Origin of the sequence: Tautonia marina (assembly GCF_009177065.1) — a bacterium.
GTDB lineage: Bacteria > Planctomycetota > Planctomycetia > Isosphaerales > Isosphaeraceae > Tautonia > Tautonia marina.
The window spans coordinates 84,118-99,010 of record NZ_WEZF01000001.1; the positions used below are offsets into that span (position 1 = coordinate 84,118).

Annotated in this window: 10 protein-coding genes; 4 read left to right on the top strand and 6 right to left on the bottom strand. The window is 67.0% G+C overall.

Translation table 11 applies throughout. From position 1 onward, the window contains the following. Positions 1-72: 72 nt before the first annotated feature. Positions 73-711, top strand: a complete 639-nt coding sequence (locus GA615_RS00380; RefSeq protein ID WP_161602079.1) for a Uma2 family endonuclease — start codon at positions 73-75, stop codon at positions 709-711. Positions 712-850: 139 nt separating this feature from the next. Next, positions 851-1,384: a hypothetical protein gene (locus tag GA615_RS00385; RefSeq protein ID WP_152049283.1), complete on the top strand. Its 534-nt coding sequence runs from the start codon at positions 851-853 to the stop codon at positions 1,382-1,384. 44 nt (positions 1,385-1,428) lie between these two features. Here GA615_RS00385 and GA615_RS00390 read toward each other — a convergent pair whose 3' ends face one another. The 4 genes from GA615_RS00390 to GA615_RS28390 all read right to left on the bottom strand — a co-directional run bounded on the left by GA615_RS00390 (position 1,429) and on the right by GA615_RS28390 (position 8,865). After that, a complete protein-coding gene (locus GA615_RS00390) occupies positions 1,429-3,042 on the bottom strand; it encodes an ArnT family glycosyltransferase (protein ID WP_152049284.1) in 1,614 nt (537 codons plus the stop codon). A gap of 168 nt (positions 3,043-3,210) precedes the next feature. Continuing rightward, positions 3,211-4,173 (bottom strand): 2-dehydro-3-deoxygalactonokinase, encoded by a 963-nt coding sequence (locus tag GA615_RS00395; protein WP_152049285.1) that lies wholly within the window; start codon positions 4,171-4,173, stop codon positions 3,211-3,213. 15 nt (positions 4,174-4,188) lie between these two features. Next, complete coding sequence (gene dgoD / locus GA615_RS00400; protein ID WP_201750065.1) at positions 4,189-5,484, bottom strand: galactonate dehydratase; 1,296 nt, start codon at positions 5,482-5,484, stop codon at positions 4,189-4,191. 261 nt (positions 5,485-5,745) lie between these two features. Then, positions 5,746-8,865 (bottom strand): PVC-type heme-binding CxxCH protein, encoded by a 3,120-nt coding sequence (locus GA615_RS28390; RefSeq protein WP_161602080.1) that lies wholly within the window; start codon positions 8,863-8,865, stop codon positions 5,746-5,748. Positions 8,866-10,044: 1,179 nt separating this feature from the next. Between GA615_RS28390 and GA615_RS00410 the strand changes: the two genes are divergently transcribed. After that, a complete protein-coding gene (locus tag GA615_RS00410; RefSeq protein WP_152049287.1) occupies positions 10,045-12,402 on the top strand; it encodes a serine/threonine-protein kinase in 2,358 nt (785 codons plus the stop codon). 42 nt (positions 12,403-12,444) lie between these two features. Continuing rightward, a complete protein-coding gene (locus GA615_RS00415; RefSeq protein WP_152049288.1) occupies positions 12,445-14,118 on the top strand; it encodes a formylmethanofuran dehydrogenase subunit A in 1,674 nt (557 codons plus the stop codon). Between the two features lie 6 nt (positions 14,119-14,124). Here the strand turns inward: GA615_RS00415 and GA615_RS00420 are convergent, their stop codons facing one another. Together GA615_RS00420 and GA615_RS00425 are read right to left on the bottom strand one after the other, a co-directional pair. After that, a complete protein-coding gene (locus GA615_RS00420; RefSeq protein WP_152049289.1) occupies positions 14,125-14,526 on the bottom strand; it encodes a type II toxin-antitoxin system death-on-curing family toxin in 402 nt (133 codons plus the stop codon). 3 nt (positions 14,527-14,529) lie between these two features. After that, the gene (locus GA615_RS00425; protein WP_161602081.1) at positions 14,530-14,757 is read right to left on the bottom strand and encodes a DNA-binding protein; all 228 of its coding nucleotides are present in this window, start codon (positions 14,755-14,757) and stop codon (positions 14,530-14,532) included. Positions 14,758-14,893 lie beyond the last annotated feature (136 nt).

The window sequence follows — 14,893 nt, forward strand, 5'->3', positions numbered from 1 at the left end:
CGTCCGGCTCGACGATCCCGCCTCTCTCGCGGTATGATCGCGCCGGCGGCCGATCCGCCGGGAGATCCCCTCATGAGCACCGCGACCCCCAGCCTTCCGACCTCTGCCCCGAACCCGGCCTCAGCCCGGGGCGGTCGACCCTACCTCATCACGGCCGAGACGTATTCAAAGATGCTCGCGGCCGGAGCCATTCCGGACGCCAATCGTGTCGAACTTTGGGAGGGGCAGATTGTCGAGAAGATGGGCAAGAATCCGCCTCACTCTGCCGCCTTGAAGACCCTCAACCATTTGCTGGTGAGGCTGCTGCCCGACGGCTGGCATGTCGCCCCCGAGTGCCCGCTCCGGCTCTCGCCGTTGCACGTCCCTGAGCCGGACCTCACCATCGTCCGGGGCGACCCTCACGACTACCTGGACCGCGATCCCACCCCCGCCGACGTCGGCCTTGTCGTCGAGGTCGCCGATTCCAGCGTCCCGAAGAACCTTGGCCGGATGCGAGCCGCCTATGCCGCCGGCGGCGTGTCGAACTACTGGGTCCTCAACCTCCGCACCCGCCGCGTCGAGACCCACGCCGAGCCGGTCAACGGCGACACCCCCGGCTATCTCCAGATCCGCTCCTACGCCCCCGACGAATCCGTCCCCCTCATCCTCGACGGCCAGTCCATCGCAGAGCTGCTCGTCTCATCGCTGCTGCCTGAAGAGCAAAAATTCTAGTATTCTCTTTGGTGTAAATGTGAGAATGCGATTTTGTATTGATGGTTAATCGGTCCTGGTGCCAGGCCCCTCATCTTCGTGTTTCGCACGGCCGGCCGATCCGAGAGTCCTGGCGAGCGTTGGGCGAGGAGGCCGAGGGATGAATCGGTCGAGCGCGCCGGCCTGGCTGGATGATGCCCCCTGGTATTACTCCCTGATCGGAGAGGGAACGGCTCAACCCGTCAGCATCTTCGATGCGACGGGGCGCGACGAGGTGAGCGACGAATCGCCGGGGACGCTCTGCCTGCGATTGGAGCCACGCTTCCGGTACTCGCCAAGGGTTCGGGTCCTCGATGCCGACGGGCGAGAGGCGGGCGTGATTCGCCCCGTGGGGATCTTGCCCGGCCTTCGATACGAGATGGTTCGGGAGTGCGGGCCTGCCTGGGGGCTCTCCGTCCGTTCCCTCGTCCGGAAGCGGCATGTGTTGACGCTGGCGCATGGAGGTTCCTGGACCATCGACACCCCTTTCTTCGGAACCTTCTGGAGGGGCTCCGTGCGGGGCATCCCGAGGTTGGTCGGCATCGTCGGCCCGGGGTGGTGGGGGGCCTGGCAATTCTGGATCGAACCCGGTTGGGAGTCGGTCGAGCTGCTCGCGGCCGTCGCGTTCCTCCACCGGCAGTGGGCCCACATGTGAGGGCGGCGGTCGGCCCGGAAGCCAGGGCGCTCTGAGCATGAGCATCAGCGGTGGTCGGAAGGCGTTCGGTCCTCGACGGGGGCCTTCTCCGCCCGAGCGATGTAGATCGTCAAGGGTGGCAACTCGGGGGAGACGTGCGTCTCGATCCGCTCGAACCGATCGCCGGCCAGGGCGCTGTCGAGCGTCTCATAGGCCCGATTCAGGCCGGGGGCACCGACCAGCAACACGGGGGGCAAGGCGTTGCGGTCGAGGACGACCAGCGCGTCGAACCTTCCGATGCGACGCTCCAGTTCCTCCGGCGAGCATCGCGAGAGGTCGTGCATGACGAAGCAGCTTGCCGGATCAGCCCGGAGTTCATTGATGAATCCCGTCTTGCAGACGTTCCAGTCGGGGCCGTCGCCGATGTTGCCGATGTTCCGGACACCATAACGATCGACCAGGTCGTCGATGAGTTGGCCGGCGGCCCAGTAGGTCGTCGTGCCCGGCTCTCGGTGCAGCGAGGCGCAGGACGACACGACGCCGAAGACCAGGGCGGTGACGACCAGGCCCTTCCGGATCGCGGAAGACCCTGCGAGCGAAGCTCGGATCCATCCCGCTGCGCAAACCGCCACGGCCGGCCAGGCCGGTAGCAGGAAGCGGGCGTCGAAGTGCGAGGGGACCATCAGGATGACCGCCCCGCAGCCCAGGCCAAGCAGGGTGATCCGTTCGAATGCGATCGCGTCCCTCGATCGGGCAGAGCGCTCCGTCCGGCGACTCGTGCTCGACATCAGGCCGACCACCCCCAGGGCGATCGCCACGCCCAGGACCGGCCACCCCGCCAGGTCCTCGCCCAGACTGATCAAACGTTGCCCAAGGGGAGTGGAGTCGGCCCGGCCCTCGGCGACGAGGTTATGTTGCGACGCTCGCAGGGCGAATCGCACGGTGGATTCCCCATGCCGGACATACCAGGGGCCTGCGATGGCCAGCGCAGCCACGAGCATCCAGAACCAGACGCGGGCCTTGACCAGGCGGGGAACGTCGCGACGGGCGAGGGTGGCGGCGAACCAGAGCATGGGGGCCGTCAGCAAGAGCACGATGGTGAACTTGGTCATCGCCGCGGCCCCCACGGAGGCACCGAGAAGCAAGGCCCGGCGCCGGGTCGGTTGCTCCAGGGTCCGGGCGGCCCCATCGTAGGCCCAGAGGATCCAGAGGGCCATGAACGTCTCGACCATCACCTTCGCCCCGTAGGACAGGGCCAGCGGGGACGCGGCCAGGACGAGCACGGCGACCGGGGCGGCCGTCCAACCGAAGCGACGCCGAGCGAGAACCGCGACACTTCCCGAGAGCAGGACGAAGGGGACCACCGCGGCAATCGTGATGATGGCCATCACATGCTGCCGACCCACAACCAGGGCGACGACCTCGATCCATGCCGCCAGCATCGGCGGCTTCGGCCCCTCCCCGAGCACCTCGGTCAGGGCCAATGGCCCGTCTTCCTCGACCAGCCGCGCCAGCCGAAGCCCCTGTTCCAGATACGCTGCGTCATCCCACGCCAGGTTCCCCTGCCGCGCGACGACGAAGGCGGCAAGGAACGCGGCGAGCCCGACCACCAGCACGATAGACAATTCTGTTGATATGATGTTGTGTTGAGATTTGTGCGTGCGGTTTTGCGAGTCCATGGCGCGCCTCCCTGCGGCCGGAGTCCGTCACCCTGAGCCGATTCGATGCCGGCCGGCCGCGCCATGACTGGATGCTGTGGGCTGGTGCTCTCCGATCGGCGTACGCGAGCCCTTATAAGAGCATCATGCGCCGCTCGCAATGCCAATCCCTCGATCGATTCCGTATGCTCAACGCTCACCTCCGAGGATGGCCCGCTGGCCGAGGGGAACGGCGCGGGCCATCTCATCATCGGTGACGAACCGGCAGCGGTCGTCGAGCCCGAGACAGGCGAGGGCCGATCGGTAGAACGATCGCAGGGGCTCGGGGGCGGCGACGACAATCGGGAGGTCCGCGACCGCGTCCGACGCCAGCCCGCCCAGCTCGGTGCCGATCAGGAGGCCGCTGAGCCGGGCGGCATTCTCCTCGGGAGGGGTGCCGTGGAGGACGGACCCGGCCCTCAGGGAGAACAACTCGCCGAGGAGATTGGCGGAGGCAGCGTCGCGGACGCCTCGCTCGAACGCCTCGCCGGGCGTCGGGCTGGGGGCGAGCGAGGGGCGAAGCACGCTGTGATCGCGGACGATGGCAAACAGTTCGCCGGTCAAGTAGGTGTGGAACTGTTCGAGCGTGCCGTTTCGGACGACGGCGTGCTTGGAGTGGGTGCCGGGCAGAATCACGAGGGCGTCGGTCAGGCCGTCGGCGGCGAGGCCGAGGAGGATCGTCTCCTCGCCTCGCATGATGTCGTCGTCGGTGCGGACGCCGGTGACCAGCAGGGTGTCGCACGGGAGGATGCCCGGCGCGATCCGGGCGGTCGGGAGTCCGTCCCCCGAGAGCGGGAGCGGGGCAGGGGCGTAGGGAAGTTCCCGCATCCCGATCGTGGCCGAGGCCATGCCGGAGAGAACCAGGGTCAGGCTCGTCAGATCAACTTCCGAAGCCTCCCCGATCCGATCGACGAGCGGGGCAAGCTCGCGGAGGTAGAACCCCTCGCGGTCGTCGGGCGAGCCCGCCTCTTGCCAGGCGCGGAAGGTCGGGCCGATGCCGTCGTCGGATTCGGCCTCGGCGAGCGTGGCCAGGGTTGCCGATTCCACGAGTCGGAGGCGGAGGCGGGAGGTGCCCCAGTCACCGCTCAGGAATCGGGCCGGTTGGTTTGACATCGTCGTCCCTTCACATCACCAATCGACGACGGAGCCGTCGAAGACGTCGTAGGATTCGGGGTTCGTCCACTCGTGGCCGATCTTGTCGGCCATCGCGTCATCGTCCAGCTCGATGCCGAGGCCGGGACCCTTGGGCAGGTCGATGTAGCCTTCGGAAACGCGGAACGGGTTTTTGATGTATCCGTCGCCCAGGCTCACCTGCTCCTGGCAGAGGAAGTTGGGGATTGAGGCGGCCAGCTGAAGCCCGGCGGCCAGCGAGATCGGCCCGAGCGGGTTGTGGGGGGCGATGGCGGCGTAGTACGCCTCGGCCATCCCGGCGATCAGGCGGGTCTCGGTGATCCCGCCGGCGTGGCAGAGGTCGGGTTGAAGGATCGAGGCGGCCTGTTTCTCCAGGATTTCGCGGAAGCCCCACTTGGTGAAGATGCGCTCGCCGGTGGCGATGGGCAGGTGGGTGCTGCGGGCGATGTCGGCCATCGCGTCGACGTTCTGGCAGGCGACCGGCTCCTCGATGAACATGGGCTGATAAGGCTCAAGTGCCTTGATGAGCAGTTTCGCGGTCTGAGGAGGGACGGCGCCGTGGAAGTCGATGCCGATGTCGCATTCGTCCCCCACGGCCTCGCGGAGCGAGGCGAACCCGTCGGCCACCTTGCGGACGAAGGCGGGGTTCTCGACGATCCGGGGGGGGCGGTTCTTGCTTGGGCCGGTCTTGAAGGCGGTGAACCCTTCCTCCCTGGCCTGCCGGATCGCCTCAGGGGATCGAGCGTGGGCGTAGACCCGGATTCGGGTCCGGGTCGGGCCGCCGAGCAGCTCGTACACGGGAACGCCGAGGGCCTTGCCTTTGATATCCCAGAGCGCCATGTCGATGCCGCTGATCGCACTGGTCAGCACTGGGCCGCCTCGGTAGAAGGCATGCCGATACATGGCCTGCCAGTGGTGGGCGACGGGCCTCGGGTCCTTGCCGATCAGGTAGTCTTCCAGCTCCTTGACGGCGGCGATGCAGGTCTCGGCCCGGCCCTCAACGATCGGCTCGCCGAGGCCGACGATCCCGGCGTCGGTGTGGATTTTCAGGAACAGCCAGCGGGGTTTGACGAGAATCGTTTCCAATCGGGTGATCGTGAGTTTTTCACCTGAGCCGACGATCTGACTTGCCCGATCGCCGCCGACACGCTCGCCCCGGGGGTCGTACGAGTCGCTCGGGTCGCGGCCTTCCTGGGCGGCGAAGGCACCGAGGGCCGCGGCCCCTCCGGCGGCGCCGAGCATGGACGCGAGGAAGAGGCGGCGGCGCTGCGGTGACGGAGTGGGGGTCTTCATGGCGATCACCAGGGGGTGAGGTGGGAGAGGTTGATTCGATCGTGGTTGGCAGAGGCTTATGTGGCGATTTGTGGTGTTCTCTGGTTGAGGGGTTCTGGCCCCCTCTCCCCGCGAGCGGGGTGAGGGGGGCTGGTTCGGTTTGCAAGGCGTGGCGTTCGTGCCCTGGCCCCCTCACCCGGCCTGCGGCCACCCTCTCCCCCGAGGCGGGGGAGAGGGGCGGAGTTGGGTCGGACTCGTGCGGGGCGTTTCCTTGATGAGTGTTTACTTGCTTGCTTTGAGGAATTTGACCAGGTCGGCGAGTTCCTGCGGGGTGAGCTGTTCGTCGAGGCCGGCGGGCATGATGGAGGTGGTGCCGGGCTGCATCTCCTCGATCGCGTCGCGGGCGATTTGAATGGATTCGTCGGCGTTGAGGACGAGAGTGACGTGGTCCGGCCCTTCGTCGCCGATCAGGCCGCTGAGCACCTGGCCGTCGACCGTGGCGACGACAAGGGTTTCGTAGCTGCGGACGAAGCTGGCGCTGGGGTAGGCGATGGCTTCGAGCAGGTCGCGCTCGGTGCGGATGCCACCGATTCGGCTCAGGTCGGGGCCGACCTTGCCGCCGACGTATCCCATGGCGTGACAGGTCCGGCAGGCGGCCTTCTCGCTGTTGAAGACGGCCTGGCCGCGGTAGACGTCCCCTTGCTCGACCAGGGGGAGCAGGGTCTCGATCCGGGCGAGCTTCTCGGCGGCGTCGGCGTCGAGGGCGGCCAGCAGGGCCGAGCCGCGCGCAGCCACGGTCGGGCCGAAGCGGTCGAGCAGGGTGCGGACGTCGCCCGGGGCGAGGCTCCCTCGGCTCGGCGAGGCGTCGATCGCGGCCACAAGTCGGAGGCCGAGCGTTTCGTCGTCCTGGCCGTCGAAGGCCGGAAGCAGGCGAGGGACGGAGAGCGGCCCGGCCTCGGCGATCTGATCGGCAAGCGTGAGCAAGCGATTCTCGCTCAAGGTCGAGGCCACCAGCAGATCGGCGGCTCGGGTCTGTTCGGTCGCGGGGGAGTCGGGGTCGAGGCGATCGAGGAGGAAAGCGAACAGGTCGTCGTCCAGGCGTCCGACCCCTCCCGGCAGGGCCGAGAGGGCGTCGAGCCGGGCGGTCGGTTCGGCGTCGCCGTCGTGGGCGATCCGGAGCAAGGGGGCGCGAAGCGTCTCGGCCTCGGCTCCCTTCACCCTGAGCGCCCGAGCTGCCGAGACGCCCAGCGGGCGGAGGGTGTCGGAGTCGATTGCCTCGGCCACGGCGGCGACCCAGGACGGGGGGGCCGGGTCGATGGTCGCTCGGGCCATCGCGGCCAGGGCGGCCTGCCGAGAGGCGGCGGGGGCCTTCGGATCGTCCAGGGTGTCGGCGATGACCTGCTGAATCTCGGGAGACGAGGCGAGGGCGGCCAACTGATCGACGAGGGCGTCCTGGTCGTCCTCCGTCGCGTCGCGGAGCTGCCGCTCGAAGTGCTGGGCGAGGTCGGCCCCCCACTCGGGCTTCCGGCTGGCGATCCAGGCGGCGGCCTCGCGCAGTTCGGGGTCGTCGGACGACAGCAGGGGGGCCACGTCGCCCGGCTTCAGGTGGTCGCCGGGCATCTGGTCGAGGGCGATGAGAGCGGCCCGGATCACGGTGTCGTGCGGGGCGCTGAGGCCGAACCGGGTGACCTCGGGGGCGTTCAGTTCGATCAGAGCGGCGATGAGCGAGTGCTGCACGGCCCAGTGCGGGGCGTCGGGCAGGTCGGCCATCGCCTGGAGCAGGAAGGGGACGATGGAGGCATCACCGATGCGTCCGGTGGCCTCGGCGGCGGCCCGGCGGTTCTGGGGAGAGCCGGTGTGCAGGAGGTTGACCACGCGGTCGAGGGCCTCGGTATCGCGGTGGACGCTGATGACGTGCAGGGCGGCCTGAACGACGGTTTCAGCCTCGTCCTTCAGGGCGATCCGGGCGACTTCGCGGGCATCGGGAGTGTCGATCCGGCTGCTGGCCCAGACGGCATTGAGGCGAGCTTCGGGAGCGTCGGACTGCTGGACGATCGCGGTGAGCGCGGTCACGGCCTCGGCTCCGAGCTGACCGAGGGCGGCCACGGCCCGTTCGCGGACCATCGGGCGGGGGTCGGAAAGCAGGGGGGGGAGGGCCTCGGCGGTGGCGTTGTCCCAGGCGATTGACAGGCCGCGGGGGTCGTCAACCTTCGGGGCGTCGGCCTTCCGAATCCGATAGATCGCTCCCAGGACGTCGGGCTTGTGCAGTTGCGAGGTCGGGCAGCAGAGCTTGTACCAGCCGCCGGTATCGACCACGAGGACCGAGCCATCGGCATCTTCGAGAACGTCGGTCGGGTGGAAGTCGGAGTTGTCGGACTGGATGAGGATGCCGTCGGTGGTGGTGAACGATCCGCCGTCGGGCTGAAGCTGGTGTCGGCTGACGGCGCGGAGGTTGAACTGGCAGGCGAGCAGGTTGTTCTGGAAGTCGTCGCCCAGGCCGGTGCCTCGGAGTCGTTCCAGGCCGGCCGGGGCGGCGGGGCCGAGGTGGGTGAGGACGGGCAAGACGCCGGGACGGGTGCGGGGGTGCCCCTCGATGACGTTGTGGACCTTGCCGTAGACGCCGCCGTAGAGGGCGTGGATCAGACCGTCGCGGTAGCCGCCGGCGGGGTACTGGAAGAAGGTGGTGGTGAAGATGCGCTCGCCGCCGGGGGTGAAGACGACATCGACCGGGTTATCCATGCCGCCGGTCATGACCGGCTCGATCGGCCCCTGGCGATCGGCTCGCCAGCGGAAAATGTGAGAGGCCCGGGTGACGAACGGGGGGGCGTTGTCGCGTTCGTAGGTCTGCTCGGCGAAGGCTCCCTTGGCCCAGTAGACCCAGCCGTCGGGACCGAGGTAGGGACCGTGCAGGTCGTTGGCGCAGCCGGTCAGGGTCTTGGCGTCGAGCCAGACCTCGCGCTGGTCGGCGATGCCGTCGCCAGTGGTGTCGGTCATCTTCCAGATGTGCGGCGGGGCGGAGACGTAGAGCGAGCCGTCGAGCCACATCGTGCCTTCGGGGAACATCATGCGGTCGGCGAAGACGGTGCGACGGTCGAAGGTGCCGTCGCCGTCGGTGTCTTCGAGGCGGAGGATGCGGTGCGGCTTCTGTTCGAGCTGGACCTGGACCGGGTCGTTCGAGCCGGACGACTCGGCCACGTACAGGCGGCCCTGCTCGTCGAAGGCGGCGGTGATCGGCCGATCGACCAGAGGAGGGCCAGCGGCGACCTCGACGGTGAAGCCGTCGGGAATCGTGAAGCGGTGGTCTCCCAACTCGATCACCTCGTCGGCCCGGAGGCTCGGAGAGACGATCAGGAGCGGAACGAGGAGGAGCAAGCTCGGGACGATCGTCGGAGCGGGTCGCATGGCGGGTGGTCCCTTGGTCGGTTCCGAAGGGCAATGGTCGGGTCGGTCGGTCGGTTCGGCGGGAAGCGGAGCCGGGGCACCTCGACACAAAGGCCCGGTTCGATCGCCCATTCTGCCCGGATCAACGGTGCCGGACAACCGCCAGGCCGCGCCAATCCCGGAGACGGTGCGCCTTGTCATGTGGCCCTGATGCGCCTCGGTGCGCTTCGAGGGAATGACGCAACTTGCCTGATCGAAGGCGGTTCAGTCTGTTTTTGCCATTCGTTTCGGGAAACGGTCCCGCGCACTCGGGACCGGCGAGGGCCGCACTCGGGCGGGAGAGCCGTTCGAGGCAGGTGCGCCGCCGTGTGAGGTGCCGGTGCGCTGCGGTGCGCCTTGTCGAAACAGGGTAACATTCTGTTTCGAGTGGGTTTACGTTCGAACGTCGTGGTTCGTTTCGGGAAACGGCCTGGCGCATCGGGGAGCAGGGAAGGATGCGCTCGCCCGGAACAGGGGGTGTCGTCCCTGGTGCGCTGCGGTGCGCGGGCTGGGATCGGGGCGGTGCGCTTGCAAGAGAATTCGGAAGTCATGGTTTGAGAGGGGTTTAAGGCGATTTTTTGTGTTCGTTTCGGGAAATTGAGGGTTGCGTTTTGGGATCGACCAGGCGCGAGGCTCGCGTTGGGGCGTATCGGGGGGGCAACGAGTGATCGAGAGGGAAGGTGAGGGGATTGCCTGGAAAACGGGGAGGCGCCGGCCGACGGAGCGAGCGGTCATCAAGAGCATCGGGAAATTGGGCAGGGGCAGTCACTTTCAGCGTTCGGAAATTAAAAGGAGCAGGGGGGAGCACTCGGTGGCGAGGCGTGGGAAGACTACCGGGGGGCGATCGCGGGAAGGTGGGGGAACGAAGGGGGAGAGGGCGTGTCCATTGTGACGGGGCCGGGGGCCTCGTAAGATGGGTGCCTCAGCTCGCGGTCTTTTGGATTGGAGGGGAACCCCTCCCTGACCCCGCCCTCATTCCCGAGTCTGCGGAAGAGGGAAAGGGGACGTGATGTCCGTTCGCCTTCTCCGCACCCTCTCCACGCAAGGGCGGGGGAGCGGGGGCAAGAATTGAGTCGCGCGAGCGAACAGGGTTCGAGCCGGTGGCGAGATCGAGGGGCGGTCTAGTTGGGGCCGGTCCGGGTGTCCGAGGAGTGCCCAAAGGTGATCGGCACGACGCTGAAGCGACGGTTCTCGATTGATCGTGAACTGGGACGAGGGGGGATGGGGGCGGTCTTTCGCGCTCTGGACCTGACGCTTCAGCGGCCGGTGGCCATTAAGATCCTCCGTGAGCTGGGCGGGCCGGAGGTTCACGAGCGGCTCGGCCTCGAAGCCCGCATTCTCGCCCGGTTGCAGCACGACGGCATCGTTCGGCTCTACGACTTCGACCAGGAAGACGGCATCACCTACTTCATCATGGAGGAGGTGGACGGGCCGAGCTATCACCTGCGCTGGAAGGACCTGCCGATCCCGAAGCGCCTGGGCATTCTGGCCTCGGTGGCCGAGGCGCTCGACTACGCCCACCACCAGGGGATCATCCACCGCGATCTGAAGCCCGGGAACATCCTGCTGACCCGAGACGACCGGCCGAAGCTCTCGGACTTCGGCCTCTCGGTCCTGATGGAGCAGGAGCAGGAAACCGGCGTCGCCCGCGGAACGCCACTCTATATGAGTCCGGAACAGGCCCGAGGACGGAAGCTCGACCCGAGGTCCGACCTGTACTCGCTCGGTGTCTTGCTCTACGAGGCGGCGACGGGAGGGACTCCCTTTCGAGGGAACCCGATGGCGGTGATGGCGCAGCACGTCAGCTCGGAGCCGGCGGAACCCCGGTCGATCAACCCCGAGATTTCCGAAGCGCTCAACGCCTTGATCCTCCGCCTGATGGCCAAGGCCCCGGCCGATCGCCCGGCCACCGGAGCCGAGGCCGCCGCGGCCATCCGCCACCTGATCGAAGGGGACCGCTGGCGAAGCGGAGCCGAACCCAAGCCCGAAGGCGCGGTCGATGCCGTGGCGGAGACAGTCGCGGCCGCCGCACCGACGGTCGCGGCCGAGGCCGAGGCCGCCCCGGGCTCGAAGCGTCGCTCGATCAAGCGTCGGAAAGACGCGGAGCAGATGATCGCCGAGGTGGAGCGCGTGCCGATCGTGCTTTCGGCCGAGGAGCGGTATCTGAGCGGGCATTATCTGGCCTACTTGCTTGGCGGCTCGCGGCGGCGCGGCATCTTCCTGATGCGGCCGCTCGACCCGAGAAACGCCGACCGGGCTCGCCTGATGCTGGCGATGACCTGGCTGATGACCCTGCGGAAGGTCACCGAGGAGGACATCGCTCGGGCCGCCCGTTTGCTCGATGAGCAGGTGGACATCCGGCCGATGCTGAGCCCGATCGTCGTCATCAAGTACCTGCGCGGTCGGGCCGACGCTGCCCGCCGGAAGCGCTTCCGCAAGATTCGCCAGGCGTTGCAACAGGCGAGCAAGCGTGCCCAGGCCCACCTGACCGACGAGAACGGCCTGCTCAACCCCGGCCTGATGCCCCAGAACCTCGACGACCTGAAGAAGATCGCCCCGCAACGGACCGAGGTGGATGACCATCTGGTCGATCGCTGGAACCGCCTGACCGACGCCTGGCGATCGCGTCCCGAGTTCCGCCGCGCGATCCTGAAGTACGCCACCCTCCGCGCCGCCGACGATCCGGCCAGCGAGCGGCTTTGGCCCGAGGTGGTGCACCCGCTTATCGAACGCGCGTTGTGGCAGCGTCGCTTGCGATCGAAGGCCGAGGGGTTCTGGGACGCCGCCAGTCGGGTCGTGCCCGTTTCGGCTGCTCCGGGCCGGATGATGGATCGGGCAATCGAAACGTCGGTGCCCGTGGATGACGTGGACGACCTGGACGACTCGCTGGAGCATTTCGAGCCGGACCCCGAGTACCTGGACGCGGTGCTCGACGACGAGGAGCCGATCTCCGAACCCGAGCCGGTGTCGAGCCTGACCGTCAGCCGGGCCTCGCTTCGGGCGATCACGGGCGAAGAAAGCTCCTCGTCGCGCGAGTTCATTCCGCTGGTTGATCCCGACCCCGAATGTTTCTCACTGGGAGAACTGCGCGAGCTTCGTCTCGAAGCGCTGAACGCGTTGAAAAACCGCTCGGCCACGCAAGGGCACCGGATCGTGCCCGTCGGGCCGTATCGGCTGGCGGTTGTTCCTTCGGTTCGGGCCAACAAGGCCGGTACGGTGGCGATTCAGGGGATGCCGAACAAGCAAATCGAGATGCTTGTCCCTTCCTTCGCCGGGGGCGGGTCGAACGCGAAGCCGATCCTGGCCGTCTGGCATTATACGAACAAGAGCATGGTGATCGGTTACCTCGATCAGCGCAGCTCGCCGCGCTACATTCTTTGGAACGCCGCCGTCAACCAGCAATCGAACCACCCCGAACCCGCCGACTTGAACAGCGAGCTGTTGAAGCTCAACATGGAAGCGCCCGATCGGCCCGACAAGGCGCTCGTCAAGCGCTTCTGGTCGTCGGGGAGCAAGTGATTTCGACCGATCGACCGACCGCCGAACCCGAGCTGCATTCCCGTGACGACTCCCACGCTCCGCATCGCCGGGGGAACGATTTACGACCCGATCCACGACGTTGACGGCGAGAGGGGGGACCTCTGGATCGCCGACGGCCGGATTGTGCCGCCGCCGGACGCCCCGGAGTCGTTCCGGGGGCGAACGATTGATGCGTCGGGCTATGTGGTGATGCCCGGCGGTATCGACATGCACTGCCACGTGGCCGGGCCGAAGGTCAACGCGGGGCGGTTGATGACGCCGGAGGCGTTCCGCGAGGGGCGCGCCCTGCCTCGGACGGAGCGCACGCGATCGGGCCTTGTCGGGCGAGTGCCGACGACCGCGGCGACCGGGCACCTGTTCGCCGGGATCGGCTACACGACGGCGATGGACGCGGCGATTCCCCCGTTGCACGCGAGGGCCGCGCACGACGAGCTACGCGATACGCCGATTCTCGATAACGGGTTTTACACGCTGCTCGGGAATGCTCATCGCGTGCTCGACTGCGCGGCGTCGGGGGATCTGGAGGCGCTCGACGCCTATTGCGCCTGGGCCCTGGATGCGAGCAAGGGGTATGCGATCAAGGTGGTCAACCCCGGCGACGTGGAAGATTACAAGCATGTCAGTCGGAAAGGGATGCGAGAACTGGACGAGGACGTGACCGGCTTCGGCGCGTCGCCGCGTCAGGTGGTGCAAGGGCTGGCCGGGGCGGCCGATCGCCTGGGATTGCCGCATCCGGTGCACATTCATTGCAACAATCTGGGCGTGCCCGGCAACTGGCGGACGACCCGGGCGACGATGGAGGCGATCGACGGGTTCCGGGGGCACTTCGCTCACATTCAGTTTCACAGTTATGACGGCGACCCGAGCGACCCCCGCAGCTTTTCCTCGGCGGTGCCGAAGCTGCTCGAATACGTCCGCCGGCACAAGGAGATCACCGTCGATGTGGGGCACGTGAGCCCTGGCCCGGCGATGATCTTGACCGGCGACCCCCGCGCGGGCGATCGGCTGCATCGGCAACTCGGCGGCAAGTGGCTGAACGCCGACATCGAGCAGGAAAGCAGTTGCGGCGTGATTCCAATTGAGTACCTGCCGGAGAAAAACCTGATCACGGCGGTTCAGTGGGCGATCGCGCTGGAGTGGTATCTGTTGATGGAAGACCCCTGGCGGATCGCTCTGACGAGCGACCACCCCAACGGAGGGGCCTTCTATCGTTACCCGGAAATGATTTACCTGTTGATGGATCGGGCGTTCCGGACCGAGGCGCTTGCCTCGATGCCGAAGGGCCTGCGCGAGCGATCGGTGATTCACGAGCTCGACCGGGAATACTCGCTGTTCGAGATCGCCATTCTTACCCGAGCGGCCCCGGCTCGGATGCTGGGCCTGACCGCGCGCAAGGGGCACCTCGGCCCTGGGGCCGACGCCGACATTGCCATCTATTCCCCGAATTCCGACCGCCGCGCCATGTTTGAGCGGCCCCGCTGGGTGTTCAAAGGTGGGGAACTGGTCGTGGACGACGGCATCGTCGTGGCCGAGACGTACGGCCGCACCTTCGTCCTGTCTCCCGACTTCGACGCCGGCCGCTTGCCCGGGATTCGCGACTGGTTCGAGCGGTCCTACTCGGTTCAGTTCGCCAACTATGCCCTCGCTCCGGAGGAGCTTCCGAAAGCCGAGGTGGTGCCGAGCGGTGAGGGGTAATGGGGATCACATGTCGCTAAGTCTTCCTCGTGCGACGACGTGCGTGCGGAGCCATTCGATAAACGCATCGCGTTTGAGAAGCCCCGCCGCGAGGTCGAGAATCACCCGCTCCTGCTCATCGACCGATGCCGAAATTTCGAAGCCATTGAGCGCGAGGAAAACTTCCATGGCTGCGTGGCCGATCCGCTTGTTTCCGTCGATGAACGCGTGATTCATGACGAGTGAGAAGCCAAGGGCGGCGGCCTTCTCAATGAGCGTCGGATAGAGATCCTCGCCGCCAAAGGTCATCCGGGGCTGGGCGACCGCCGAATCGAGGGTTTTAGGATCACGAAGGCCGTCGGACCCACCTGACTGGGCGATGAGCATTCGGTGCAGCGCGATGACCTCTTCCAAACTCAGGTATCGCATCGGTTATTGCGCCAGTCGTCGGTAGAGTTCGGCGTTCTTCTTCAGGATGAATTCGGCCACTTCAGCGAAATCGCCGCGAGGCCGAGAAAGCCATTCCTCGATCCCCGCCTGGAGCAACTCTTCCGGGGTTGTCCCCGCATCTCTGGCTCGATCGTTCAGCCGACGCGCGGATTCCTCAGGAAGTGTGATGGTAATGGACGACATCTGCTCCTCCTCACAGTCAACTGTCATGGGATGGGTTGCTCGAACCGGCATCGTAGCGTTCTATTCTAGAAACGTTGTCCAGTGAAGCGAGCCTCTGTCGCTCAGCCCGTGCCGGTCTGTTCCCTGGACATGGCCGGGCGATCGGGGGAGAATGGGCCGCAAG